Raw genomic sequence first — 26,143 nt, 5'->3', positions numbered from 1 at the left:
TAATACTTTAACTTAGAAGGACTTCGCCTAAGTTTTTCATTTTTTATGCATTTTAACTGTTCAAAAAACCTGCATAAAGCCCTGGCTTTCATTTAAAGTCGGCTTTTCATGATTCCCAAGACTGTGTATAACATTGAACCACTATAGGGAAACTAATAAGCATAGGCAAAATTGCTTAAAAAGCGTTAGACTATGTACCCAATAATGTCATGATTCGGTCTGATCAAGATCAAAAAAGAAGGTGAAGGTTGATGCCGCTCAATACTGTTGAAGAGCTTGTAGCAGATATCCGTGCAGGAAAAATGGTCATCCTGATGGATGATGAAGATCGTGAAAATGAAGGCGACTTAGTGATTGCTGCCACGCACGTACGTCCTGAAGACATCAACTTCATGATCACCCATGCACGTGGTCTGGTCTGCCTGACTTTAAGCAAAGAGCGTTGCCAGCAGTTGAATCTGCCTTTGATGGTCGATGCAAACGGTGCCCAGCATGGAACCAATTTTACCCTGTCAATTGAAGCAGCCAAAGGTATTTCTACCGGGATCTCACCGGCTGAACGTGCGCACACGATTCAAACTGCGGTGGCTGCTCATGCCAAACCGGCAGATATTGTACAGCCAGGACACATCTTCCCGCTGATGGCACAGCCAGGCGGTGTATTGCACCGTGCCGGTCATACCGAAGCAGGTTGTGATCTTTCCCGTTTGGCAGGACTGGAACCGGCATCAGTCATTTGTGAAATCATCAATGAAGATGGCACTATGGCGCGCCGTCCTGATCTTGAAGTGTTTGCTGAAAAGCATGGCCTGAAAATCGGAACGATTGCCGACCTGATTCATTACCGCATGACCAATGAACAAACGGTTGAGCGTATTGATCAGCAAAGTATCGATACTGAATACGGCAGCTTTGACCTGTACCGCTATCGTGAACTGGGTAACCCGGATATCCATCTGGCCCTGGTTAAAGGTGAGCCTAAAGAGGGCGTGACCACGGTGCGTGTACATGGTTTTAACCCGACCCGCGACTTGCTTAAACTGAAGAAACAGGATGGCGAACCGGCCTGGAACCTGGATCGTGCCCTGAAAGAAATTTCCAATAGCGATCGTGGTGTACTGGTCTGGATTGGCCAGCGCCATTTACAAGATTTGGGCCCAGCATTAGATACCCTTAAAGCACCAAAAAATGTAAAATCGAATGCTGCACTGTCTCAGCAGTATCAGACCATTGGTGTCGGTGCACAAATTTTGCGTGATCTAGGCGTTGAAAAAATGAAGCTGCTCAGCTCTCCATTGCGCTTCAATGCACTATCAGGCTTTAACTTAGAAGTGGTGGAATACATCACCGCACAACAAACATCTTAAGAAATCATCGAGGTTGTTATGGCAGTTCGCCGTATTGAAGGTATGTTACATCTCGCGAACGAAGACCGTTATGCGATTTTAGTTGGTCGTTTTAACAGCTTTGTGGTTGAACATCTGTTAGAAGGTGCCATTGATACATTGAAACGTCATGGTGTATCAGAGGATAATATCACTGTTGTTCATGCCCCTGGTGCCTGGGAACTTCCTGTAGTTGCGAAAAAACTGGCAGCTTCAGATCGTTTCGATGCCATCATCGCGCTTGGCGCCGTGATTCGTGGTAGCACGCCTCACTTCGATTTCGTTGCAGGCGAATGTGCCAAAGGTTTAGGCGTGGTTGGCCTGGACACTGGCTTACCTGTCATTAACGGTGTACTCACTACGGACAGTATTGAACAAGCGATTGAACGCTCTGGAACAAAAGCAGGCAATAAAGGTAGCGAAGCTGCCCTGACTGCGATTGAAATGGTTAACTTGTTAAAGGCTATTTAACGCTATGTCGCAAACACTTCAAGCAACTTATGCAGCAAAACGTAAAGCACGTCGCTTTGCTGTACAAGGAATTTATGAATGGCAAATGAGCCACAATCCGGTGCATGAGATTGAAGCACGTACGCGTGTGGAAAATGCCATGCATAAAGTGGATCTGAGCTATTATCATGAATTGTTGACTCAAGTGGTTGCCAATCATGAAGCATTGGATGCGCTCTTAATTCCGGTACTCGATCGTGAACTTTCAGCACTGGATGGTGTTGAACTCGCAACCTTGCGTCTAGGCGCGTATGAACTCAAAGAACATCTTGAGATTCCATATCGTGTGGTTCTAGACGAAGCGATCGAGTTGGCTAAACATTTTGGCGGTGCCGACAGCCACAAATACATCAACGGTGTATTGGATCGTTTAGCGACAACTTTACGTGCAGCAGAAAAGCAACAAGCCAACTAATTAAAGTCGAATTGTTGTATGGCTGAATTTTCGATTATCGACACCTATTTCAATCGCAAGAATACCCATTCTGTCGATTTAGGCGTCGGTGACGATTCAGCCTTGCTCACCCCTCCGCCTCAGCAACAACTGGTCATCTGTGCCGATACACTGGTTGCTGGACGACACTTTCCTCTCGATACAAATCCGCATGCCATTGGCTGGAAATCGGTTGCTGTTAATCTTTCCGATATTGCCGCGATGGGTGCAAAACCGCATAGTATTCTTCTGGCATTGAGCCTACCCCAAATTGATCATGACTGGCTCAAAGCCTTTAGTCAGGGTTTGTATGATTGCTGCGATCAATTTGGCGTGAGTTTAATCGGGGGTGATACCACCCAAAGTCCGCATCTCACTTTATCTGTGACAGCCTTAGGCTGGGTCGATATCGGCCAAGCGGTGCCACGCTCAGGTGCAAAACCAGGTGATCTGATCTGCGTCAGTGGAACTGTCGGCGATGCTGCTTTTGCCTTAAATCATTTAGGTCATCCGCTACAGAAACGTCTGGACTATCCGACGCCACGCTGTCAGCTCGGTGCCGCCTTAAAAGGTCTGGCGCATAGCATGATTGATGTCTCGGATGGTTTAGCCCAAGATCTTGGACATATTCTCAAAGCCTCGCAAGTCGGTGCCAAGCTACAACTGGAACACTTACCGATCAATCCTGCCCTGCAGGCCTTAAGTGAAGCACAAAAATGGCAATATGCACTGGCCGGTGGCGACGATTATGAATTATGTTTTACAATAAGCCCGCAAAATTACGAAAAATTATTGCAAAAACAACTTGATGTTTCGATTAGTATAGTCGGCACAATTCAGCAGCAGCACGGCTTAACTTTTGAAAAAGATGGCGTAGATCATTTGCTTCAATTTAATGGGTATCAACATTTTGCATAAACCTGCGATCAATTTTAAAGCCATGTCATGGACCGACCGACTGATTGTATTTAGTGGCGTTGGCTTCGGCTCAGGACTGATGCCTAAAGCACCGGGGACCTTTGGTTCGGCCTTTGCACTTTTATTTATCCCGATTTGGCTGCATCTTGATTTTCTAAACAGTCTTTTTGCCATTGCCATCATGTCCCTGATTGGCATATATATCTGCGGGCATACTGCCAAGGTCATGGGCGTTCATGATGATGGCCGTATTGTCTGGGATGAATTCGCCGGACAATCCATCACATTTTTACCCCTGATCTATCTCGGCCAGATGAACTGGCTCTGGCTGTTGGTCGGTTTTGCGCTATTCAGATTATTTGATATCTGGAAACCGTGGCCGATTCGGGTCATTGACCGTCAGGTCGACGGCGGTTTTGGCATCATGCTGGATGACATCATTGCTGGCCTATGGGCGGCTCTTTGTATTTTGATTTATTTTTACTTCACCGTGGCATAAGCCATATTTAGGATTAGAACATGTCAACGACTGTTATTATTCTTGCTGCAGGTAAAGGCACGCGCATGCGTTCAAGCTTACCGAAAGTATTACAACCGCTTGCAGGACGTCCTTTACTGGGTCATGTCATTGACACAGCAAAAAAATTAAACGCAGATAATATTATTACCATTTACGGGCACGGTGGCGAGCAGGTTCAAGCTGCTTTTACAGCGCAAAAAATTAAATGGGTTGAACAGAGCGAACAGCTGGGGACCGGTCATGCCGTACAAATGACTTTACCTGTCCTGCCCCAAGACGGCGTATCGTTGATTCTTTCTGGTGATGTACCCTGTATTAACCCGCTTACCTTGCAAAAATTACTCGATGCCACTGCAGAAACTGGCATTGGTCTGGTCACACTCACCTTGCCAGATGCCAATGGTTATGGTCGCATCGTGCGTAAAAATGGTCAGATTCAGGCCATTGTTGAACATAAAGATGCAACGAACGAGCAACGTCAGATCCAAGAAATTAATACTGGCATTTATGCGGTCAGCAATGCCAAGTTGCATCAATGGCTGCCAAATTTAAGCAATGAGAATGTTCAGGGTGAATACTATCTGACCGATATTGTGGCGATGGCTCTGGCCGATGGTATGCAGGTTGCTTCAGTAGAACCGGAAATGGCCTTTGAGGTTGAAGGCGTAAATGACCGTGTGCAACTGGCAGCATTAGAACGTCAGTTTCAGGCATGTCAGGCCAAACAGCTGATGCAACAAGGTGTACATCTGATTGATCCGAGCCGTTTTGATTTGCGTGGTAATTTAACTGTCGGTCAAGATGTACAGATTGATATCAATGTCATCATCGAAGGTGATTGCGAGCTGGGCGACCATGTTGAAATTGGTGCTGGCTGTATCATCAAAAATACCAAAATTGCAGCTGGGACTAAAGTGCAACCTTATAGCATTTTTGACAATGCTATCGTCGGTGAAGATACCCAGATTGGCCCTTTTGCACGACTGCGTCCGGGTGCGAAGCTTGCTGCCGAGGTGCATATCGGTAACTTTGTAGAAGTGAAAAATACCACAATTGGCGTAGGCTCTAAAGCCAACCACTTCACCTATCTCGGGGATGCTGAAATCGGTGCCGGTTCTAATATTGGTGCAGGTACCATTACCTGCAATTATGATGGTGTGAATAAATTTAAAACCATCATTGGTGATCAGGCTTTCATTGGTTCGAACAGTTCATTGGTTGCACCTGTGAAAATTGGCAATGGTGCTACAGTGGGTGCAGGCTCGACGATTACTCGTGATGTGGAAGACAACAGTTTGGCGGTAGAACGTTCTAAGCAATTTGCCAAAGAAAACTATCCACGTCCGCAAAAAATCAAGAAATAAGGGGGAATAAATATGTGTGGTATCGTCGGTGGCATTGCAGAACGTAGCATTACCAATATTTTGATTGAAGGCTTAAAACGCCTGGAATACCGGGGTTATGATTCAGCAGGTTTGGCACTCATCAACAATAGCCAGGTCCTGCGTGAACGTCGTGTCGGCAAGGTCGCGAACCTTGAACAGGCCGTAAATGAATCACAGATCAGCGGTTCACTTGGCATTGCACATACACGCTGGGCAACCCATGGCAAACCGACTGAAGAAAATGCCCATCCGCATATTTCTGAAAATGTGGCAGTGGTCCATAACGGAATCATTGAGAACTATCAAGAACTTAAAGATGATCTTGAAGCTTTGGGTTATGTCTTTACTTCACAGACCGATACAGAAGTGGTTGCACATCTGATCAATGACGCCCTGAAATCTACCCCCAGCTTAATGGAAGCTGTGCGCCAGGTGGTACCACAACTCAAAGGTGCTTATGCCCTAGGTATCGTGCATACAGATCATCCGGATGAACTGATTACCGTACGTGAAGGTTCGCCACTCGTCATTGGTGTGGGGATTGGCGAGAACTTTATCAGTTCTGACCAGCTGGCACTGCTCCCGATTACCAACCGCTTTATCTACCTGGAAGAAGGTGATATTGCGCGTTTGACCCGCAGCACGATTGAAGTTTTTGTCGATGGTCAACTGGTCGATCGTCCGGTCAAGGAACTGGATGCTGCGGTCAGCAATGCCTCTAAAGGTGAATATAAGCACTACATGCTCAAAGAAATTTATGAGCAGCCTGAAGCGATCAAACAGACCATTTCTCAAGCCTTAAATGGCAATGACCTGCGCAAAGACTTCCTTGCCAGTGCAGAACAGGACTTCACAAAAATCCAGCAAATCCAGATTATTGCCTGTGGTACCAGCTATCATGCTGGCATGATCGCCAAATACTGGTTTGAACAGCTGATTGATCTGCCGTGTCAGGTCGAGATCGCCAGCGAATTCCGTTATCGTACGCCAGTCATTGTGAATCACACACTCTATGTGTGTATTTCCCAATCCGGTGAAACTGCCGATACCTTGGCTGCATTACGTGATACACAGAAACGTGCGGCGGCCAAAGGGCTGGACATCACTACGATGACCATCTGTAATGTCGCTACATCATCGATGGTGCGTGAGACCCAGCATAGTCTGTTGACACTGGCAGGCCCTGAAATTGGTGTGGCGTCTACCAAAGCCTTTACCACCCAGCTTGCTGCTTTAATGCTGTTGGTATTAAAAATTGGTTCGGTCAAAAATAGCATTTCTACAGAACAGATGACGAAGATCAGCACGGAACTCTGGCATTTGCCTAAAGTGATTCTGGACACTTTACGTCATGATAATGAAATTTTAGGTCTGTCTGAGCTGTTTGTTGAAAAGCAGCATTGCCTGTTCCTGGGCCGTGGTACGCACTTCCCGATCGCACTGGAAGGTGCACTCAAGCTGAAAGAAATTTCCTATATTCATGCTGAAGGTTATGCTGCAGGTGAGCTAAAACATGGCCCATTGGCACTGGTCGACAATGACATGCCGGTGGTGATTCTGGCACCGCAAGATGACATGCTGGATAAACTGAAATCCAATATGGAAGAAGTTCAGGCACGTGGTGGCGAACTGTTTGTCTTTGCCGATGAAAACAGCGGCATTAAAGCCAAAGAACGCCAGCATGTGGTACATATTCCGGCAGTTAATGCAGTGCTGGCACCGATTGTATATAGCATCCCGGTGCAGTTACTGTCTTATCATGTGGCAGTGCTGCGTGGTACAGATGTCGATCAGCCACGTAATCTGGCAAAATCGGTTACGGTAGAATAATTAAAATTGAATCAGGGCTGGGGTTGTATTTGTGTTCGTATAATTAAGTTTGTACCAAATAATTAAGTTTAGATTTAATTATTTAAGTTTGGATATTAATGAAGTAAACGAACAAAACCCTACCCTGTAGACCCGGTGATTCTTCACCAAGTCTACAGGGTTTTTAATATAAATAAATTCAAATTAGAATCACACCAGAAATATAAAATTATTACTAATATATTCAACGATATAGATATATAAAAATCTCACCCTAGATTCAAAAAGCATCCCTTTTTGACCTCATCTTGAAAACATTTCATTTTTATTTAAAGTATGCTTCGCCTTTCTGAGCAAGAATTCGTATTTTAAAGTGGAAGAATCCAATACTTAATACAAACTTAATTTCATCTAAAATTCAGGATACCAAATTCTAATACAAACTTAATTTTAAAATTGAAAAACAATGAATAATATATATCAACAACTTATAATCAAAAATAAAACAAACTTAATTAAATTACCATAATTAGACGCAGTATTTGGTCATAAAGCAAAATAAGGGATAAGGAACTATGTGCAAACTCTGAATAAGTCTATTAGCTATTCCTGTTACTAGCAACCCACCTTATTTAAAATGAGGTATTTCATTCACTGGATATATTAATGTTAATGGATTTGATGTTAATGAGATAAAGCCAAACCGCTGATAAAACTCCATAGCTTTTTGATCCTTAGCATGTATTACAACAAAATTAACACCAATAATTTGAGCAACTTTTGAAACTTGTTTAAGAGCATGTGCCAAAAGTACTTTTCCAACTCCTTGCCCCTGTGCAGCTTGATCAACGGCAAAGCGCCCCACAACCACACAAGGTAAGGGATAACGAGGTAATCGTTTAATGAGAACAGCATCAACCCCATCAAATCCTATAGAGGTACTTGATAGACAATAAAACCCCCTCACCTGTGCATCATCAATAGCAACATAGGTTTTACTTGTTCCTGATTTCTGATGTTGGGATGCGTATTGTTTTATGAACTTATTTAAATCATCTTGCCCACAATTAAATGATTTTTTCTGATGATGGGCTTGTAAAACCTCAATTTTCATCCAATAAACTCATTAAATTTTTCATCTCATCATTTGCAGGGCGCGGATTTTCAAGCAAATTCATTAACATATCACGATCAGCATTATTTACTTTTAACTCGTGATTAGATTTAAGTAATTCTTTTGCTCGTTCAAATGAGGATTGGATCATAAAGGAACTCACACTAAGACCCAATAAATTCGCAGCTTGCTCAATTACATTCTTTGCATCTACGGTTGAACGAACATTGATTCGTTCTGTTGCTAAGTTAGCCATATTTTCCACCAATTTGTACATCATAATGATGTACAAATTATAGCAGATTAAGGTAGTACTTTAAGATCCAAATTTACATATTTTGTTCTAAAATATTTGGAATAGAAAATAAGCATTTTACTATGAACCAGAATGAATGGTCGGGTTTGAGTCTGAATATGCAGTTGGTTTACATAAGAATATGCAACGATGTTTACTAAGATGTAATTTGAATACTTTTGCCTATCATCAACGTTTTTTAAACTCATCAATTGAGTATTAAAATACCATATTAATTATTAAGTTACTGAATTAAATAAATAATTAAATAAAAATTATAAAATTTTGTTTGTATGTAAATATATTTAAGTTTGTATTTTTTTGCCAAATACAAAATTAACCTCCTTCAGATATGATTAATTATCCACCAAAATCCACAGGTCTTCTGTATGGCAAAAATTATAAAAAACTATGAGGAATTAGTAACAGAAGGGTATGGCCAGGGCCATGGACGCGATTATAAACCTTGTAAAACTGTTCAAAACTTCAGTTCAATTGGTCGCTCTCACAGAGTACAAGGCCGCGTGAGTAAACGTCTTCATCACTTATTTTCTGATCTAGAGCTATCTACCTTTTTACTGCTTGACTGGAATCAGAACGTTACAGATATTCGCGAACATTATCCTTTGGATATCTATGATCTTAACTCCATCTGTTCTCGTTTCCGAATGAAAAAAGTATCGGTTGACTATATACCTTTTACCCTATCTTCAGATTTTTTAGTTGATTTTGGTAAGTTTTCTATAGCCCTTGACACTCTTTACAGCAAGGATCTGAATAAAGCTCATGTTATTGAGTCATTAGAAATTAAACGTCGTTACTGGGAAGAAGAGCACAATACGCCGTTCAAACTGATTACTGAAAAAGACATTCCTGCTACGGTACTAGAGAACATTAAATGGCTGTATGTAGAAAAAAATGACCTTGAAATAACAAATCACATGATTGATCAAGCAGTTTATTTTATGGAAGAAATTAGCCAGTACCCTCAAAGCTCATTAATCCAATTTTGTAAGCATTCTGACCAAACTCAAAAAATGGGTATCGGAGCGACGCTCGCATTGTTTAGAAAATTATTTGCACTGCGAATACTTCAATTTAATCTAGAAATTTCGTATTTGGAGCTTAAACTCTCTGATATTCATGCAAGTAATTTGCTCCAGAATGAGAATACAGTCCATGCAACTAATTAATTCAGTTTACATCTTGAATTCAACACAATACCGAATACTCAAATTCTTACCGCAGTATACGGTATGGATTGCGATTGATAATAAAAATGCTTTTCCTGAACTCATTTTGTCTAAGGAACTTCAAACTCTCTCAGATGATCAAAGCCTGATACCAGCGCAAGATCCTTATGAATACTTAAAACGATTAAACTTGAATGAAGATTCTATTCAACTCAAAAAAAGAGATGAAAACTTTTTAATTATTCAAGATTTAATTAATGATGAACAAGTTCTTATCAATACAAAAATCAGGACTGCAAAAATTAAAACTATACATCTAGAGAAAGAGGTATCAATTAATAAAATTCTACGACTCCTAAGACGCTACTGGCAGCGTGGTCAAACGATAAATGCTTTGGTACCGGACTATGAAAACTCAGGTGGAAAAGGCCAAAAAAGAGCTATAGGTGATAAAAAAATTGGCAGACCACGCATCTATGAATCGAATGAAGGTAAGAATATCACTGAACAGGTTGAATTATATTTTAAGAAAGCCATCGAAGAGTATTTAGTTCCTGTCAAAAAACAATCCATTAACGAAACTTATCTTCGGTTTAAAAATTTATTTTCTAAGCACTTTCATCAAGTGCAAGCCGCAGATATTCCAACCTATGCCCAATTCTATTATTTTTATAATAAGCGATATAGAAATAAGAACAATTCCAAGGAAATTCTGAAGAATCAGAAAACTCTGAAAGATCACAAACCTCTGACTTCAACAGCGACCAAGCAAGCAAATGGTCCTGGTGCACGTTATGAGATAGATTCAACAATCGCTGACATCTACCTTGTATCATCAAGGGATCCATCACAGATTATTGGCCGACCTACCGTATATATTGTTATCGATGTATTCAGCCGGATGATTACTGGGCTTTATGTCGGCATGGAAAACAGTTCCTTTAATACAGCCATACAATGCCTCAGCGTTGCAATCCAAGATAAAGTGACATTCTGTCAGAGTTATGGCTTGCAAATACAACCAGAAGACTGGCCTATTTATGGTTTACCTGGTGCCATACTTGCAGACCGCGGTGAACTAATTGGCTATCAAATTGAACTTCTTGAAAAAAACTTTTCTGTTCGTATTGAAAATGCGCCACCGTATCGAAGCGATGCCAAAGGTATTGTGGAGAGGGCTTTCGGACTCATTCAGTCACGCTTTAAATCCTACGAGAATATTGGTGTTGTTTCTGGATTCAAGGAAAAAAAGAAAGGCGGACATGATTATCGACTAGAAGCTTGTCTAACTCTGGAAGAGTTCAGAAAAATCATCTTAAGCTGCGTCTTTTTACGCAATAATTTTGATATTTTGACGAAATATGATCGTAGTGCCGATATGCCGACTGACCTGCCTTCTATCCCCCTTAAGCTCTGGCAGTGGGGTCTACAGCACCGTACTGGGATGTTAAGACAAGTGGATAACAAATCACTATATGTTGGCTTGTTACCTAGGACCGACGCCTCCTTAAGTGACAAGGGACTTAAAGTCAAAGGCTTACTCTATCAATGTCTGGAAATGCATCAACAAGGCTGGTTTATTCGTAACACGACCAAATCCCGCCCGAAAAAGTTGCGGATTGGTTTTGACCCATACTCAGTAAATACCATTTATGTTTTCTTTGATGAAAATAAGTTGGAATACTGGGAAGCGCACTTAAGTGATGCCTCACGTCAATATCAGCATCTGACCTGGTGGGAAGCTGAACAAATTCAAAAAGCAATCAAAACTGTTGAAAAACAACATTCACAACTAAAGTCCGTAGCCATCAGTGAATTGCAGGATTTTACTGACAAAATCATCCACACAGCACAGAGCCGGCAGGCTCAAGCAGGAGTTCACCAACTTTCTAAAGCACAACGTACTCGGGATATTCGTCAGAACAAACAAGAAGCAATTCAGGTGGAACGTGAGGAACATCTCCAAAATAGGTCCGTCAATTCTATCCGGACTATCCATCCCAACCAAGACAATCCTCCAACACCCCCATCTCACAGCAGCAATCTGGATTTGACCAGTCAACCAGACTTAATGAGACAATTATTTGAAGAGGACGATGAAGAATGAATAATAATGAACTCGCGGTCAACACATCGATAGAAGACATCTATGGGGATAATCCTCTCATTACTCAATTACCGCCCATTCTTGACACGAAGTCGGTTATTAAACACCTACGAGGGAAACTAAAATTTATTCCAGAGCAGCGTTTTTTGCCTCAACCAGAAAGAATTCATCTAATTGCTCAACTGCCTCATGATTTTTTCCAACCACTCACCAAACATCTATCCCTTGAACAAAAAATTTCTATCATGATCCGGCAAGGTTATGTGAGTAGAAACATCAATAATGGTGATCGACACAGGCATTTGCACGCGGCTTTTCAACAACTAGAACCTTCAAACGAAAGCTCTTACCGCTACGCTCCTCCAGAATCGACAGCCACTAGTATGTCTATTATAGGATGTTCTGGGAGTGGGAAAACGACCACGATGAACAAGATTTTGCGTTATTATCCGCAAGTGATTGAGCATAAAGAACTGGGGTTAAAGCAAATTGTTTATCTTAAAATTGATTGCCCGCATGACAGCTCTTTAAAAAACTTATGCTCAAACTTTTTTAGAGCAGTAGATTTAGCATTAGGAGATACTAACTTCGAGCATCGTTTTACCAGAAGCCGCTTAAATGTAAATGCCATGCTGCAGCAGATGAAAATCATCGCAAATAACTATTCAATTGGACTTTTAATCATTGATGAAATCCAGCATTTGAATACAAAAAAATCTGGTGGGGCCGAGATTATTCTTAATTTCTTTGTAACCTTGGTGAATGTCGCATCCATTCCGATCGTGATGATTGGGACACCCAAAGCCAATGAAATTTTGCAAGAAGACTTGAGATCAGCTAGACGCAGTGCAGGATTAGGCTCTTTAATCTGGGAACCTATGCGTAATGAAGCCCCTACCCCCGATCCTAGTACTCCCGATCAAATGATTATTTCTGAATGGCATACTTTTACAAATAAGCTATGGCAGTATCAGTGGGTTCAACAACCAGCTGAACTGACCGATGAATTAAGAGCCACTTGGTATTATTATACGCAAGGTATTCCGGATCTAGTGGTTAAGTTGTTCTGTCTGGTACAAATTCATGCAATCACCATCGGTCTGGAAAAAATCACCTCAGAATTATTTAAAAAAGTCTACGAAGAACAATTGCAGCCAGTCCACGATATTCTAGATGCACTGCGTTCAGGCAATCCTGCACGTATTGCACGGTATTCTGACCTCACTATCCCTCAAGTTCAAATTGAGGAGTATGTTGAACAACACCGTTTTAAAGCCGCATTAAAAACAGAAAAACAGCATAAAGATCTGGGACCGCATTATTCTACTTTAATAGGTATGCTGACAGTATTAGGTCATCCCGCCGCTACAATAGAACCGCATGTCACTTCTGCATTAAAAAAATATCCAAACGAAAACTTACAGGTACTCCTCCAGCATATTCTGGAAGTATTAGACAGCCCTGTAGCAGAAGATAAGTTTAAACAGCATCAAACCACGACTCCGGCAAGGAAGCCACGGACATCTCGTAAAGTCATGAAGCCGGAGGAATGGAAAAGTACTGAAGCCAATGACTTACGAGTTTTTTTCAGTCAGGCACAAGAACAGGAAGTAGATGTTTATGAGTTATTAAAATCATCTCACTATTTGTTTGATCCTACCCGTCCCATTTTGCATTAAGCAGAAAAAATGGAGGGTAAGGTATCATGATTTCAAATTTTCCAGCACCATATCCAAATGAATTGATTTACAGTGTGATTGCTCGTTATGCTGTTCACAATGGGATTCTGAGTCCAAAATATCTCACTGAAGAATTATTCAATAATAGGAACTTGACACCAACTTACGATTTACCTTCTCATCTAGACAGGGTGGCCAGTTACTTACCAGATCACTATGATGCGCTTATTTTAATCAACCAACACACCCTGTTACCAATTTACCAACCATTTCAACCTGATACAGTAATGCGTTATGCTGTGCAGGCATTGCGAGGTGAGCAGTATCAATCCCTGCATACCAAATTAGGAAAAAATGCATCGCGGATCAAAGCTGTGAGTTTTTTCCGGTTCTGCCCTCATTGCTGGCAAGAACAGATGCAGCAATACGGTGAAGTTTATTGGAAACGCAGCTGGCAGATTACTGGATACGAATATTGTACAAGGCATCAGCAATCTCTTTCTGTGAGTTCTATGTCTTGTAATGGGATAGACCGAAAATTCTATTTTGCTCATTTGAATGCACTGAAAGACTCTTCACAGCTTGTGTTTAATCCTCAAGACGTAAATCATCATATCGAGCTTGCAGGACTGATCGAAGAGCTACTCGCTCATTCAACATCCATTAGTGTGCAAGATTTTTCTACTTTATCAGATACTTATTTCCTTCTCTTAAAAGATAGAGATTTACTATTAAATCGCAAAAATATCAATTACGAAAAAGTCCGTCAGCTTGTTGTCGATTATTGGGGCGAAAGTTTTCTTCAATATTATCAATTAGGTGATCTGAGCTCTGAGAACTGCTGGCTCAAGAATATCTGTAGAAAACATCGTAAAGCATTTTCTTATCTTGAGCATCTCATCGTATTAAAGGCACTTGTTCCCGAACAAAGTCCTATTTATACATACCAACAGTATTTGGATCTAGCGACAGTAGGTATAGAGGAACAAGCCATTCCTGTCACTGTAAAACACAAGACTTACCAAGTCCTGTCAGATGATCAACTGAAATGGATACAATTGATTCAGGATATGTCAGTCAAACTAGCTCGTAAACATGATGGTGCACTGTACGCACGTTTATATCGCAATCATAAAGATTGGCTGTTACAAATCAATCAAACCGCTATCATGACACCACTCTCTCTACCCAAACCACGTGTCGATTGGAGTATTCGGGATCGTCAGTTTATGAAACAATTGATTAAAATACGTGATGAATTATTAGAAGACTTAGACTCCCCACAATGGACCAAAAAGTTTTTAATTAAACAACTCGGGCATGTCAGCCTAATTGAAAAAAACTGGCATTTTCTGCCGTTGACCAAAGCATTTTTGGAGCGCTACGCTGAGTCGGTGGATTGTTATCAAATACGTCGTCTGACACGAACATATATTCGTCAACAAACTGAGAATAAATACTATCCACCGAGTGTTTTTTTACGTGTATCAGGATTAAGTGAGCAGCGATTAACGCCAGAAGCACGTCGATTTTTTAATAATATTTGGGAAGAAATAAAAAATGAGTGATTGTTCAACCGACTTTTTACCAAAAGAGATGATTTACTATACTGCGACAAAAATTAGTCGACGCGGTCAAACTCGGTTTGATATTGATACTCATTTGTTTAACCCTATTATTAACCGTCCTATTCAACTTAAATTACCGATTGAGAGTGTTCTTCTATACCGCTATAGAACCCAAATTGATGCCTCTCCTACAAAATTATTCACTCACACACTTGAACATGTAAATTTCACAACATTTAGAACTATTATTTTACCGGAGGGTGAGGATCAAAAAATACATGAAGGCCGGATATGTTTTGAATTTAATTACTACTCAACAGTTTTAAAGAAAAATATTACTATTCAAATACCTAAGCTTATCTTGGCCCGCGATTTATTTTTCTCTCATCCTTATTTAATTCGGGCGGCACTTTTTGCAGAAAATTATTCAACCGATGTTTTAGTGGATAGAAATGATGAAAAGGCTATTCATATTAATATAGCAAAAAACAAAAAAATTATGAACGCAGATGTCTCTGATCCTCATTTTTTGAAGAAGCTCGCTTTAATTTTATTACAGCCTGATTTAAATAAAGCCTTCCTTAGTATTTATCAGAAAACAATTATTGATCAAAAAGGCGCTAAAAGTTTTAATTTTGACATGGAAGTGCCTGATCTTAAAAATATTGATCTAACGGTAGATGGAATTTATGATAAAGAAACAGGTATTTACAGAATTGAGCGCATTACATCTTTCAAAAATCTTGATACAGCTATCAACCGCCCTATTCAATTTCATTTCACTTCAAAAAAAATCATACAACAGGTCAAAAATGCTCAAGGGCAAGGTTCAAACAAACCAAAACCAGCGAGTCAACCTAAAGAGAAATTGAATAAAAATGCTGAGGCAGATATCGATAAACTACTGGCCAAGCTAAGAAACCTACCTGGAGAAATTTATACAATTGAAGAATTAAAAATTTCTTTAGAGACACCTCCTGCTAAAACTGTAGTACGTAAAAGACGAAAGCAAATGGATAAAGATCAAAATCAAGAAGAAGGATTTGCTGGTGGAGAAGGAGATATAGAGGGTACAGTGCCTGGATGTACAACTGAATCAGAAATTCAACTAGAGCGAGTCACTTATAAAGACTTGATTAAACTACTGGAACAAATTGAGAAAAAAGGATATAAAATCAAAGAAATAAAGAACTCACCTTTTAAAAAATATAAACGTTTCAGAGGGCATAAGTTTGCAAACAATCAATTACGCTACTTTTATGTCTATAAAATTTTAAACATAGAAAATAATCATCAATTTTATTTGTGTGAAATTGATACTTCAGATGGTAAAAAAAATATCTCTACCTTATTACTCCCATATGAAGAAAAAACTCAACGATTAATTGAGACAGATTTAGAAATATTAAATAATTCAATACTGTTTCAATCACTCAGTTGGCCTAAAAAGTTTCTATCTGAAATGAGAGGTATTACTGCAATAACTACAATTAATCATCCTTCAAAAAAGGAAGAGGTAGAAGATGTAAATTATTACGCTGACTGGGCGGAACGGATCTTGGCAAAGGTAAAATCGATATAAATTTCACTAAGAGCTAACATATAAAATAGCATGCTGAAGTACTAAACTTTAAAAATTAGATGAATAAGTACTTTATACACTTAAACAGCTATTTTTAAAGAAGATATAAAAGTTAAACAGTAACTTGGCATATAGGAACTATTTTCCTCCTATAATGATACTTCCTCACTTCTCAGGAATTATTTAGAGAATTCAGATGACAGAACTCACTTGTTTTAAAGCCTATGACATTCGCGGCAAACTTGGCACCGAGCTCAATGAAGAGATTGCCTATAAAATTGGCCGTGCTTATGGACAGATTTATCAACCTAAAACGGTGGTCATTGGCTGTGACATCCGGCTCAGCAGTGAAGGTTTAAAACAGGCCACCATTCACGGTTTAAATGATGCGGGTGTCAATGTTCTGGATCTGGGCATGACCGGCACGGAAGAAGTCTATTTTGGCGCCTTCCATCTGGATGTGCAAGGTGGTATTGAAATCACGGCCAGCCATAATCCGATGGACTATAATGGCATGAAACTGGTACGTGAAAATGCCCGTCCAATCAGTGCCGATACTGGTCTTAAAGAGATTCAGGCTTTAGCAGAATCAGATGAATTTATTGACGTCAGCAATAAAGGCAATACTGAAAAATACAATATTCTGCCTGAATTTGTAAATCACCTGATGAGCTATATTGATCCGGTAAAAATCCGTCCGATGAAACTGGTCATGAATGCCGGGAATGGTGCAGCAGGCCATGTGGTCGATGCGATTGAACAAAAATTTCAACAACTCAATATTCCGGTCGAATTTATCAAGATTCATCATGAAGCCGATGGCACTTTCCCGAACGGGATTCCCAACCCGATTTTAATTGAAAACCGTGACAGTACCCGTGATGCGGTCATTCAGCATGGCGCAGATATGGGCATTGCCTGGGATGGTGACTTTGACCGCTGCTTCCTGTTCGATGAAAAAGGCCAGTTTATTGAAGGCTATTATATTGTCGGCCTTCTGGCTCAAGCGTTCTTGCTGAAGCAATCTGGCGAAAAAATTGTACATGATCCACGTCTGGTCTGGAATACACTGGATATTGTAGAGCAATACCAAGGGATCACGGTTCAGTCCAAGTCAGGTCACGCCTTTATTAAAGATGTGATGCGTGAGCATAATGCGGCCTATGGTGGGGAAATGAGTGCCCATCATTATTTCCGTGACTTTGCCTATTGCGATAGCGGCATGATTCCATGGTTACTGGCTATTGCCGTATTATCAGAAACACAGCAATCTTTATCTTCTCTGGTGGAGGAGATGATCGCCAAATTCCCATGCAGTGGTGAAATCAACTTTAAAGTCGCCGATACCCAAGCGACCATCCAAAAACTTTTCGATCATTATGCCGATCAGCAGCCGGAGATCGATCAGACCGATGGGGTCAGCCTTAATTTTGGTGCATGGCGTTTTAATGTGCGGGCATCGAATACTGAACCGCTATTGCGTCTGAATATTGAAAGCCGTCGTGATCATAATCCACGACCAATGCAGAATTATGTCGATGAATTGACTCAGCTGATTCAGAGTTAATCTTCACGCATACAGTACAATAAAATGGGAGCTGTTCATCAAAAGCTCCCATTTTTATTTATATCGTTATAAAAATTTTAACGATAGCCATTCGGATTCTGTTTCTGCCAGTTCCAGCTGTCAGCGAGCATATCTTCCAGGCCATATTGTGGTGTCCAGCTCAACTCTTGGACTGCACGGGTATTGTCTGCAAAACAGGTGGCCACATCGCCTTCGCGACGAGGGGCTAATTCAAATGCAATCGCAACCCCATTTACTTGCTCAAACGTATCTTTAACTTGTAGCACTGAAATGCCATTACCTGTACCAATATTCCAGGCACGGCAACCTTGCGCAGTTAAACGATTATTGAGAGCACATAAGTGTGCATTGGCTAAGTCGACTACGTGTATATAATCGCGCACACCAGTCCCATCCACCGTGTCATAATCATGACCAAAAATAGATAGCTTTTCACGACGACCGACTGCCACTTGAGTCACAAAAGGCATCAGGTTATTGGGAATACCTTGTGGATCTTCTCCAATCTGGCCACTTTTATGCGCGCCGACCGGATTAAAATAACGTAATAAGGCAATCGACCAACGTTCATCCGCCACAGACAACTTTTCTAAGAGCTGCTCCACAATCAGCTTGGTATAACCATAGTTATTGGTCGGCATTCCGGTAGGCATCTCTTCATTTAAAGGTGAAGGATTATTTTCGCCATAGACCGTTGCTGAGGAACTAAACACCAGTTTAAAAACCTGCGCGCGCTGCATCGCCTGAACTAGGCTGATTGAACCGGCAATATTATTGTCAAAATAAGCCAATGGTATTTGCTGGCTTTCTCCGACGGCTTTAAGCCCGGCAAAATGAATCACTGCATCAATCGAGTGTTGCTGAAATACCTGATCTAATAATTGAGCATCACGGATATCACCTTGTATAAATGTCAGGCTTTTTTGGGTCAACTGTTGCACCCGATTTAAAGACTCAGCAGCGCTATTGCAAAGATTATCTAAAACCACCACCTCATGGCCGGCATTTAATAACTCAACACAAGTATGCGAACCAATATAGCCTGCCCCGCCCGTTACCAGAATTTTAGCCATGCTGCTTCCCTAATAAAATGTTAATTAAACCTTGAGTTGAGCCATCCAGACCACCTAGCTCAGACTGTTCACCATTCAAAATAGGCAGCAACTGGTTGGCAATTTCCTTGCCTTTTTCCACGCCCCACTGGTCAAATGGGTTGATATTCCACAGCACCGATTGCACAAAAACTTTATGTTCATATAGAGCAATCAGCATACCCAGACTATAAGGATTCAGCTCTTGCATCAACAGCGTACTGCTCGGTTGGTTGCCTTCATACTGTTTATAGGCTGGCAAGCTCTCTAATTCTTTTGGGTCCAAAGCCTCATTACCAAAGGCCAGTAAACGTGATTGCGCCAAGCAGTTAGACAGGGCCAAATGATGCTGTTCAATTAATGCTTCGGCACTGTCTGCATAGGTATATTGTTGACTGTTATAGCGCTTGACTGGCGCAATAAAGTCACAACTCACTGACTGCGTACCTTGATGGAGGAGTTGATAGAAAGCATGTTGCGCATTCGGGCCAACCTCTCCCCAAATAATTGGACAGGTATCCAGCTGCACTTTTTCACCATTGCGCTGGATCGACTTGCCATTCGATTCCATTTCCAGCTGCTGCAAGTAGGAAGCAAAGTATTTTAGCCGGCCATCATAAGGCAGGATGGCATGGGTCTGAATATCCAGGAAATTGTTATTCCAGGCCCCCAACAGGCCCATCAAGACCGGAATATTCTGTTCAAAAGGCTGATACTGAAAATGCTGATCTACTGCATGTGCACCCGCCAGCAGCTGCTTAAAGCCCTCTATTCCAATACTCAAGGCAATCGGCAATCCGATACACGACCACAGCGAATAACGCCCTCCGACCCAGTCCCATAACAACAGCTGATTTTCTGGAGCAATCCCCCAAGCGGTCATTTTCTCCGGTTTGGTCGATACCCCAATAAAATGATGCTTGAGAATATAAGGATGCTGACCCAATGCTTTTTCCAGCCACAAACGCACGGTCTGGGCATTAGTGAGGGTATCAATCGTACCAAATGATTTGGATGAAATGATAAACAGAGTGGTTTCCGGACGCAACTGATGCAACAACTCGGACAACTGACTGCCATCCATGGTCGAAACAAAATGTACGTTGAGTGGCTGGGCAGACTGATATTTAAAATCAGATAAGGCATGCGTAACCATCAACGGCCCAAGATCTGAACCACCTACCCCAATATTGACCACATCCTGAATCACTTCACCAGTGGCACCACGACGCTGTCCGGCATGAATTTGTTCTACCAAGGCATACATACGCTCAAGTTGCGCATGCACATCAGCGGCCAGATCGGCATGTTGCTGATCCTGTGCCGGTAAGCGTAAGGCCCAATGCATGGCTGCACGCTGCTCAGTATAGTTGATTGCCTGAGTGGAAAATAAAGATCCGATCCAGGATCTGAGGTTCTGTGCATCCGCCCATTCAATCAGGCCGTGCATCACCTCGTCATTAATTCTGTGTTTGCTGTAATCGAATAGCAGTTGTTCAAACTGAATGGAATACTGGTTAAAGCGCTGAGGATCGGCAGCAAACAGTTCTCGCAGATGAACCGCGTCAAGTTGCTGCTTGCTCGAGGCAAGTTTCTGACACACCATTTCAGGATTTGGATCTGGATTAAACTGGCTCAACATTAGCGTCCTACCCCAATATAATTAAAACCACGTGCCTTGATATAAGCCGGATCATACAGATTACGCCCATCTAGAATCAGTGGATGCTGCATCAGTTTAATCAGATAAGGATAATCCGGACTGCCATACTGTTTCCAGGCCGTCATCAGACACAAGGCATCTGCACCTTCGACAGCCTGATATTGATCTTCACACAGGATTAAATCATCCCGTGCACCATAGACCTTTTCAATATTGGCCAGTGCCTGTGGATCATGCAGTTTGACTGTCACGCCCTGCGCCCATAATGCAGTCAGCATGGCATGCACTGGAGATTGCTGGATACTCGGGGTATTTTCTTTAAAGGCTGCACCCCAAATTGCCACCACTTTGCCTTGTAAATCGCCACGGAAATAATTCCAGAGCTTGCGAAACAGCAATTCTTTTTGTTGTTCGTTAATTTCCCAGACCTGCTCTAACAGCTGGTTTTTCACTCCTGAATCTGCCACAGCGTGAGTAAGGGTCCGGATATCATGCGAGAAATTTTCTCCACCAAAACCGACCCCAGGGAACAAGTAGGCGGAACCGATGCGGTTATCCGCCGCCATACCTTGCCGTACCTGCTCAATATCGATGCCGAGTTTTTCTGCCACACTGGCCAGATCATTCATATAACTGATCCGGGTAGCGAGCATGCCGGAAATACTCAGTTTGGTAAATTCGGCATCCAGTACCGGCATAAACAGATACTGCTGTGCACGCGGAAATAAGGGCCGTAACAGCTCTCTGATTTTAAGCTGTGCATCCGGTTGGTCACAGCCGACAATCAGCTGGCTGGCCTGCATAAAACTTCGAATCGCATTGCCTTCCTGAATGATATCTGGCAGGTAAATCCAGTCATCATTTGGCAGAAGTTGCTGAAAACGTTGCGTTCCGTGCAAGCCAAAAGTCGAGGCATTGATCATCAGTTTGGGATGGGCAAAACAGGCATGCCGGATGGTATCCAGCATCTGCAATGCCATATGTTCTTCGGTTGCATTAAAACTAAAGAAAAAAGCATCCTGATTGAAATCCAGATGCTGAAAATCACAGCAGTTTAAAAAGCCGGATTTTTCCTGTTTCTGCAGCAATGCTTGTAGTGCTTCATCCTGAAAATAAGTCCGTGCCGGATCATCGCTACTGAAGCTGTTACACCACACTACCCGATGACCACATTCAGCTAGAAGGGCTGCAATGACCCCTGAAAATAAGGTTTTTCCCAGTACCGCGACTTTCATAGTATCCCTTGATTATTATAATGCCAGTTCCTGAATCAATGCTTTAAACTCGTGACCAAGCTTGGGATGATCCACGCCATAATGTAAAACAGCTTTTAAATAGCCAAGCTTGTTACCACAATCAAAAGTTTGACCTTTCATACGATAAGCTTCAACCGCTTCAGTCTGCTGCAACATGGCGATGGCATCGGTGAGCTGGATTTCATTGCCCGCCCCGCGTGGTGTCTGTTCCAACAGCTGCATGATTTTTGCCGGCAGGATATAACGCCCCACCACAGACAGATTCGATGGTGCCGTCCCAACTGCCGGTTTCTCGACAATCCCTTGCATCACAATACTGTGACCTTCGGCTGGTGACTCTGCCACATCGACAATGCCATATTGATCCACCAGATGTTCAGGTACCGCTTCCACCATGATTTGTGAAGCCTGAGATTGAGCATAACGCTGAATCATGCGTGCCAGATCATTTTCAGGATCCTGATCCTTGACCAGCACATCCGGTAACAGCACTGCAAAATCATCATCACCAATCACGGCTTTGGCACACAGTACTGCGTGACCCAGACCCAGAGGCTGCGGCTGGCGTACACTAATCACACTCACGCCCGAAGGCAAAATTTCAGTAATTTCTTTCAGCAGGTCGGTTTTGTTTTTTTGCTCAAGGGTCGTTTCAAGCTCAAAGTTACGGTCAAAATAATTTTCAATCGAGGCCTTGGAAGAATGAGTGACCAGAATAATCTGTTCAATCCCGGCAGCAACTGCTTCACGAACCACATATTCAATCGCAGGGCGATCTACCACTGTCACCATTTCTTTCGGAATTGATTTACTCGCAGGTAAAAAACGTGTACCCAAACCCGCTACAGGAAGAATTGCTTTCTTGATCATATCTATAAAAACCTAGTTCACTTTAATTTCTTTACCGCGTACATAACCGTCCACATAATATTCTAGTTGTGCCAGTGCCCATTCAATATCGGCCTGAGTCGCGCTAAGTTCATGTATACGGTTAAATACTGCCAAAATTTCTGCCAATGGATAATGTTTCTCGACAGATCGTAGAATACGCGTATGCGCGGTAATTTCTGTATTTGCTTCGTCAATCAGCAGCTCTTCATAAAGTTTTTCACCTGGACGTAATCCAGTATATTGAATTTCAATATCGCCATTCGGGTCTTTATTATCTCTGACTTTGAGTCCGCTAAGGGCAATCATTTGACGAGCCAGATCCTGAATCCGTACTGGCTCGCCCATATCCAGCAGGAACACGTCGCCCCCTGTACCCAAAGCACCGGCCTGAATCACCAGCTGCGAGGCTTCCGGAATGGTCATAAAGAACCGGGTCACTTCCGGGTCAGTCACGGTAATCGGACCACCTTTGGCAATTTGCTGTTTAAACAGCGGCACCACCGAGCCCGAAGAACCGAGTACATTGCCAAAGCGCACAATACTGATCTGAGTCTGATCCTGAGCCTCTGCCATAGCCTGACAGTACAACTCTGCCATCCGTTTAGTCGCCCCCATCACGTTGGTTGGACGTACCGCCTTATCGGTTGAAATTAACACAAAGGTTTCGACACCTTTCTTCACCGCTGCATTCACACTAAAGGCGGTTCCGACAGCGTTGTTTTTTAGCCCTGCCAGAGGATTACATTCCACCAGCGGGACATGTTTATAGGCGGCAGCATGATAAACAGTCTGTACGCCATATTGTTCAATCACCCGTTCCAGCTTGGATTCATCCAGTACAGAGCCCAGAATCGGAATAATTTCACAGCTTGCCGTGAGGCGTAACTCTTTTTCAATACTATAGAGCGCAAATTCAGTCAGTTCATAAATGATAATTTTGGCCGGCTGGTTTTTAATGATCTGGCGGCAGAGTTCTGAACCAATCGAACCGCCCGCGCCTGTGACCATCACCACTTTATCTTTAATGTTTCTGGCCAGCAGCTCAGGAACCGGCGGAACAGGATCACGTCCCAGTAAATCAATAATATCTACTTCCTGAATATCAGAAATTCGAATTTCACCATCGACCAGTTTGGTCAGACCTGGAATTTCAGTAATTTTTAAATGCGCCGGTTCTAAAAACTTGATGATTTCACTTTTACGGACCCGCCCTACCGAAGGCAACGCAATCAGGATTTCATCAATTTTTTGCTTGCGCATGAGTTTTAAGGCAGTCTGGGCATCATAGACTTTAAGTCGACCCAGCTGCTGTCCCGCTAGCGAGCGTTTGTCGTCAATAAACATGATCGGCAAATGTTCATTGGAACGATACAGTGCAGCAGCAACCTGCTGACCTGCATGACCCGCGCCATAAATTGCAATACGTTTTTTCTGTACGTCCGCCTGCAAGTAGGAACGGATAATAAAACGGATGATGCCGCGGCTAAACCAGATCCAGGCAAACATCATAAAGCCGAACATCAGAGGAATAGAGGTCGGAATAAATGCCGGGGTAAAATAAGCCAGGGCATAAAGACCAGCGACAGTCAATGCCGTCGCCAGCCCCATCTTGATCATAAACACTTCATTATAAGTACGGACAATAAAGCGATACACCCCACAGATAAAAAGTGAGGCTACTGCAATTACGCTGACCCATAGCGTACCAAGAGCCAGATTCGGTACCACATCTGCCCCGAGATCAAATTGGCGAATGGCGTAACAAAGCCAGATCAGAACGGGAAAAGTACAGAAATCAAGAAAAATTAAAAAGGCGAGTTTTAATGCTCGTGGTGACTCTACAAAGGGAGTAATGATCGATTTCACAAGATGTGCCGTCTCATTTTAATATGTTTTAATGAATTACAATTCTATTCAGGATTTAAAGTAATATTTTATAGATAAATGCACCAAATTTGGCGCATTTATCTTGCAAAAATTTAATTAACTATTCTAGCAATAACGTGCTGAATTGCCATAACTGTTTTATTCATACTGTTATCACTTAAAGTAGGATGAACTAAAAACATCAGACTGGTTTCACCCAATTGCTGCGCATTTTTCAAACGCTGTGCTGGACGCCATAGCGTATCATCAAAAGCATGCTCGAGATAAACTTCTGAACAGGAGCCACTGAAACAAGGCACATTCAGCGCACTGATTTCCTGCATGATCCGGTCACGTGACCAGCCTTCAGGCAAAGCATCGATATTGACCTGCACATAACATTTATAGGCAGCATGCACATAATCATCGGATGGACGATGAACGCTAAAATATGGACTGTCTGCAAATTCCGCATAAATCTTCTCCATATTGGCAAGGCGTTTTTCAGTCCATTCCGGCATTTTTTTCAGCTGGATACGGCCGATCACACCCTGCATTTCCATCATGCGCCAGTTGGTACCAAAGGAATCATGCAGCCAGCGGAAACCCGGTGGATGCTGTTTGTTATAGATGCTGTCAAAGTTCTTGCCATGATCTTTATAGGACCACATTTTTTTCCACAGGGTTTCGTCATTGGTGGTGACCATACCGCCTTCACCGCCTGTAGTCATAATCTTGTCCTGGCAGAAGGACCAAGCCGCAACATGGCCGATTGAACCGGCAGATTTACCTTTATATTTCGCGCCATGCGCCTGTGCACAGTCTTCGATCACATACAGGCCTTTATCGGAAGCCAGCTGCATGATCGGGTCCATGTCGCACATCCAGCCTGCCAGATGCACACAGATAATGGCCTTAGTATTGGGTGTAATTACCGCTTCAATGGTGCGGCGGGAGATATTTTGGGAGTCCAGTTCGACATCGGCGAAGACCGGATTTGCCCCAGCAGTGACAATAGAACTGGCCGAGGCCAGAAAGGTGCGTGAGGTCACAATCACATCATCCCCTGCGCCAATACCTAATGCCTTGAGTGCGACATCAAGTGCTACAGTTCCATTGGCCAATGCCACTGCATACCGGGTTTCTGCGAACTCGGCAAATTCTTTTTCAAACTCACGGCATTCCTGTCCGGTCCAGTAGTTGACTTTATTCGACAACAAAACCTGGGAAACCGCATCCGCTTCTTCCTGAGTAAAACTTGGCCATGGTTCAAATGCAGTGTTTAACATG

General features: G+C 42.3%; 21 protein-coding genes. 13 read left to right on the top strand and 8 right to left on the bottom strand.

Annotation, left to right across the window (positions count from 1 at the left end):
* Window positions 1-251: 251 nt before the first annotated feature.
* The 7 genes from ribBA to glmS are packed head-to-tail and all read left to right on the top strand — an operon-like array spanning window position 252 to window position 6,981.
* Entirely contained in the window at window positions 252-1,367 is a 1,116-nt protein-coding gene (gene ribBA / locus FTU90_RS09495; protein WP_180072476.1) for a bifunctional 3,4-dihydroxy-2-butanone-4-phosphate synthase/GTP cyclohydrolase II, read from the top strand.
* Window positions 1,368-1,385: 18 nt separating this feature from the next.
* Window positions 1,386-1,856, top strand: coding sequence for a 6,7-dimethyl-8-ribityllumazine synthase (gene ribE / locus FTU90_RS09490; RefSeq protein ID WP_004280926.1), 471 nt, complete (start codon window positions 1,386-1,388; stop codon window positions 1,854-1,856).
* Between the two features lie 4 nt (window positions 1,857-1,860).
* The gene (gene nusB / locus FTU90_RS09485; RefSeq protein ID WP_004728813.1) at window positions 1,861-2,310 is read left to right on the top strand and encodes a transcription antitermination factor NusB; all 450 of its coding nucleotides are present in this window, start codon (window positions 1,861-1,863) and stop codon (window positions 2,308-2,310) included.
* A gap of 18 nt (window positions 2,311-2,328) precedes the next feature.
* Window positions 2,329-3,246 (top strand): thiamine-phosphate kinase, encoded by a 918-nt coding sequence (gene thiL / locus FTU90_RS09480; RefSeq protein WP_074383718.1) that lies wholly within the window; start codon window positions 2,329-2,331, stop codon window positions 3,244-3,246.
* Complete coding sequence (locus FTU90_RS09475) at window positions 3,224-3,745, top strand: phosphatidylglycerophosphatase A (RefSeq protein ID WP_180072474.1); 522 nt, start codon at window positions 3,224-3,226, stop codon at window positions 3,743-3,745. The genes thiL and FTU90_RS09475 overlap by 23 nt, the downstream gene beginning before the upstream one ends.
* Before the next feature lie 20 nt (window positions 3,746-3,765).
* A complete protein-coding gene (gene glmU / locus FTU90_RS09470; RefSeq protein WP_180072472.1) occupies window positions 3,766-5,130 on the top strand; it encodes a bifunctional UDP-N-acetylglucosamine diphosphorylase/glucosamine-1-phosphate N-acetyltransferase GlmU in 1,365 nt (454 codons plus the stop codon).
* 12 nt (window positions 5,131-5,142) lie between these two features.
* A complete protein-coding gene (gene glmS / locus FTU90_RS09465) occupies window positions 5,143-6,981 on the top strand; it encodes a glutamine--fructose-6-phosphate transaminase (isomerizing) (RefSeq protein WP_180072470.1) in 1,839 nt (612 codons plus the stop codon).
* A gap of 607 nt (window positions 6,982-7,588) precedes the next feature.
* On the opposite strand, the gene FTU90_RS09460 is transcribed toward glmS, so the two are convergent.
* Together FTU90_RS09460 and FTU90_RS09455 are read right to left on the bottom strand one after the other, a co-directional pair.
* Window positions 7,589-8,074 carry a GNAT family N-acetyltransferase gene (locus tag FTU90_RS09460; RefSeq protein ID WP_180072468.1) on the bottom strand — a complete coding sequence of 162 codons (486 nt, stop codon included), beginning with the start codon at window positions 8,072-8,074 and terminating at the stop codon, window positions 7,589-7,591.
* Window positions 8,064-8,330: a DUF1778 domain-containing protein gene (locus FTU90_RS09455; protein ID WP_039890759.1), complete on the bottom strand. Its 267-nt coding sequence runs from the start codon at window positions 8,328-8,330 to the stop codon at window positions 8,064-8,066. The genes FTU90_RS09460 and FTU90_RS09455 overlap by 11 nt, the downstream gene beginning before the upstream one ends.
* Before the next feature lie 428 nt (window positions 8,331-8,758).
* On the opposite strand from FTU90_RS09455, the gene FTU90_RS09450 reads away from it, so the two are divergent.
* From FTU90_RS09450 to FTU90_RS09425, 6 genes are all read left to right on the top strand, one after another.
* Window positions 8,759-9,562 carry a heteromeric transposase endonuclease subunit TnsA gene (locus FTU90_RS09450; protein ID WP_060513852.1) on the top strand — a complete coding sequence of 268 codons (804 nt, stop codon included), beginning with the start codon at window positions 8,759-8,761 and terminating at the stop codon, window positions 9,560-9,562.
* On the top strand, window positions 9,549-11,669 hold the full coding sequence (locus tag FTU90_RS09445) for a Mu transposase C-terminal domain-containing protein (RefSeq protein ID WP_180072466.1): 2,121 nt from the start codon (window positions 9,549-9,551) through the stop codon (window positions 11,667-11,669). The genes FTU90_RS09450 and FTU90_RS09445 overlap by 14 nt, the downstream gene beginning before the upstream one ends.
* The gene (locus FTU90_RS09440; RefSeq protein WP_159516578.1) at window positions 11,666-13,348 is read left to right on the top strand and encodes an AAA family ATPase; all 1,683 of its coding nucleotides are present in this window, start codon (window positions 11,666-11,668) and stop codon (window positions 13,346-13,348) included. The genes FTU90_RS09445 and FTU90_RS09440 overlap by 4 nt, the downstream gene beginning before the upstream one ends.
* Window positions 13,349-13,374: 26 nt before the next feature.
* A complete protein-coding gene (locus tag FTU90_RS09435) occupies window positions 13,375-14,916 on the top strand; it encodes a TnsD family Tn7-like transposition protein (RefSeq protein WP_005268147.1) in 1,542 nt (513 codons plus the stop codon).
* On the top strand, window positions 14,909-16,498 hold the full coding sequence (locus FTU90_RS09430) for a Tn7-like element transposition protein TnsE (protein WP_159516577.1): 1,590 nt from the start codon (window positions 14,909-14,911) through the stop codon (window positions 16,496-16,498). The genes FTU90_RS09435 and FTU90_RS09430 overlap by 8 nt, the downstream gene beginning before the upstream one ends.
* A 196-nt stretch (window positions 16,499-16,694) precedes the next feature.
* On the top strand, window positions 16,695-18,065 hold the full coding sequence (locus FTU90_RS09425) for a phosphomannomutase CpsG (RefSeq protein ID WP_180072464.1): 1,371 nt from the start codon (window positions 16,695-16,697) through the stop codon (window positions 18,063-18,065).
* Between the two features lie 77 nt (window positions 18,066-18,142).
* Here FTU90_RS09425 and galE read toward each other — a convergent pair whose 3' ends face one another.
* The 6 genes from galE to FTU90_RS09395 form a co-directional block, all read right to left on the bottom strand.
* The gene (galE, locus tag FTU90_RS09420; RefSeq protein WP_180072462.1) at window positions 18,143-19,159 is read right to left on the bottom strand and encodes a UDP-glucose 4-epimerase GalE; all 1,017 of its coding nucleotides are present in this window, start codon (window positions 19,157-19,159) and stop codon (window positions 18,143-18,145) included.
* Complete coding sequence (gene pgi / locus FTU90_RS09415) at window positions 19,152-20,783, bottom strand: glucose-6-phosphate isomerase (protein WP_257222403.1); 1,632 nt, start codon at window positions 20,781-20,783, stop codon at window positions 19,152-19,154. The genes galE and pgi overlap by 8 nt, the downstream gene beginning before the upstream one ends.
* A gap of 35 nt (window positions 20,784-20,818) precedes the next feature.
* Window positions 20,819-22,075 (bottom strand): nucleotide sugar dehydrogenase, encoded by a 1,257-nt coding sequence (locus FTU90_RS09410; protein ID WP_180072458.1) that lies wholly within the window; start codon window positions 22,073-22,075, stop codon window positions 20,819-20,821.
* A 15-nt stretch (window positions 22,076-22,090) separates the two neighbouring features.
* Window positions 22,091-22,966 (bottom strand): UTP--glucose-1-phosphate uridylyltransferase GalU, encoded by an 876-nt coding sequence (galU, locus tag FTU90_RS09405; protein WP_180072456.1) that lies wholly within the window; start codon window positions 22,964-22,966, stop codon window positions 22,091-22,093.
* Window positions 22,967-22,978: 12 nt separating this feature from the next.
* On the bottom strand, window positions 22,979-24,853 hold the full coding sequence (locus FTU90_RS09400) for a nucleoside-diphosphate sugar epimerase/dehydratase (protein ID WP_180072454.1): 1,875 nt from the start codon (window positions 24,851-24,853) through the stop codon (window positions 22,979-22,981).
* A 113-nt stretch (window positions 24,854-24,966) separates the two neighbouring features.
* Window positions 24,967-26,142, bottom strand: coding sequence for a DegT/DnrJ/EryC1/StrS aminotransferase family protein (locus FTU90_RS09395; RefSeq protein ID WP_180072453.1), 1,176 nt, complete (start codon window positions 26,140-26,142; stop codon window positions 24,967-24,969).
* Window position 26,143: the final 1 nt, after the last annotated feature.

This window comes from Acinetobacter sp. YH12200, from assembly GCF_013418175.1.
GTDB lineage: Bacteria > Pseudomonadota > Gammaproteobacteria > Pseudomonadales > Moraxellaceae > Acinetobacter > Acinetobacter pseudolwoffii.
The sequence above is the reverse complement of the archived record's forward strand: the minus strand, read 5'-3'. Positions and strand labels throughout refer to the sequence as shown.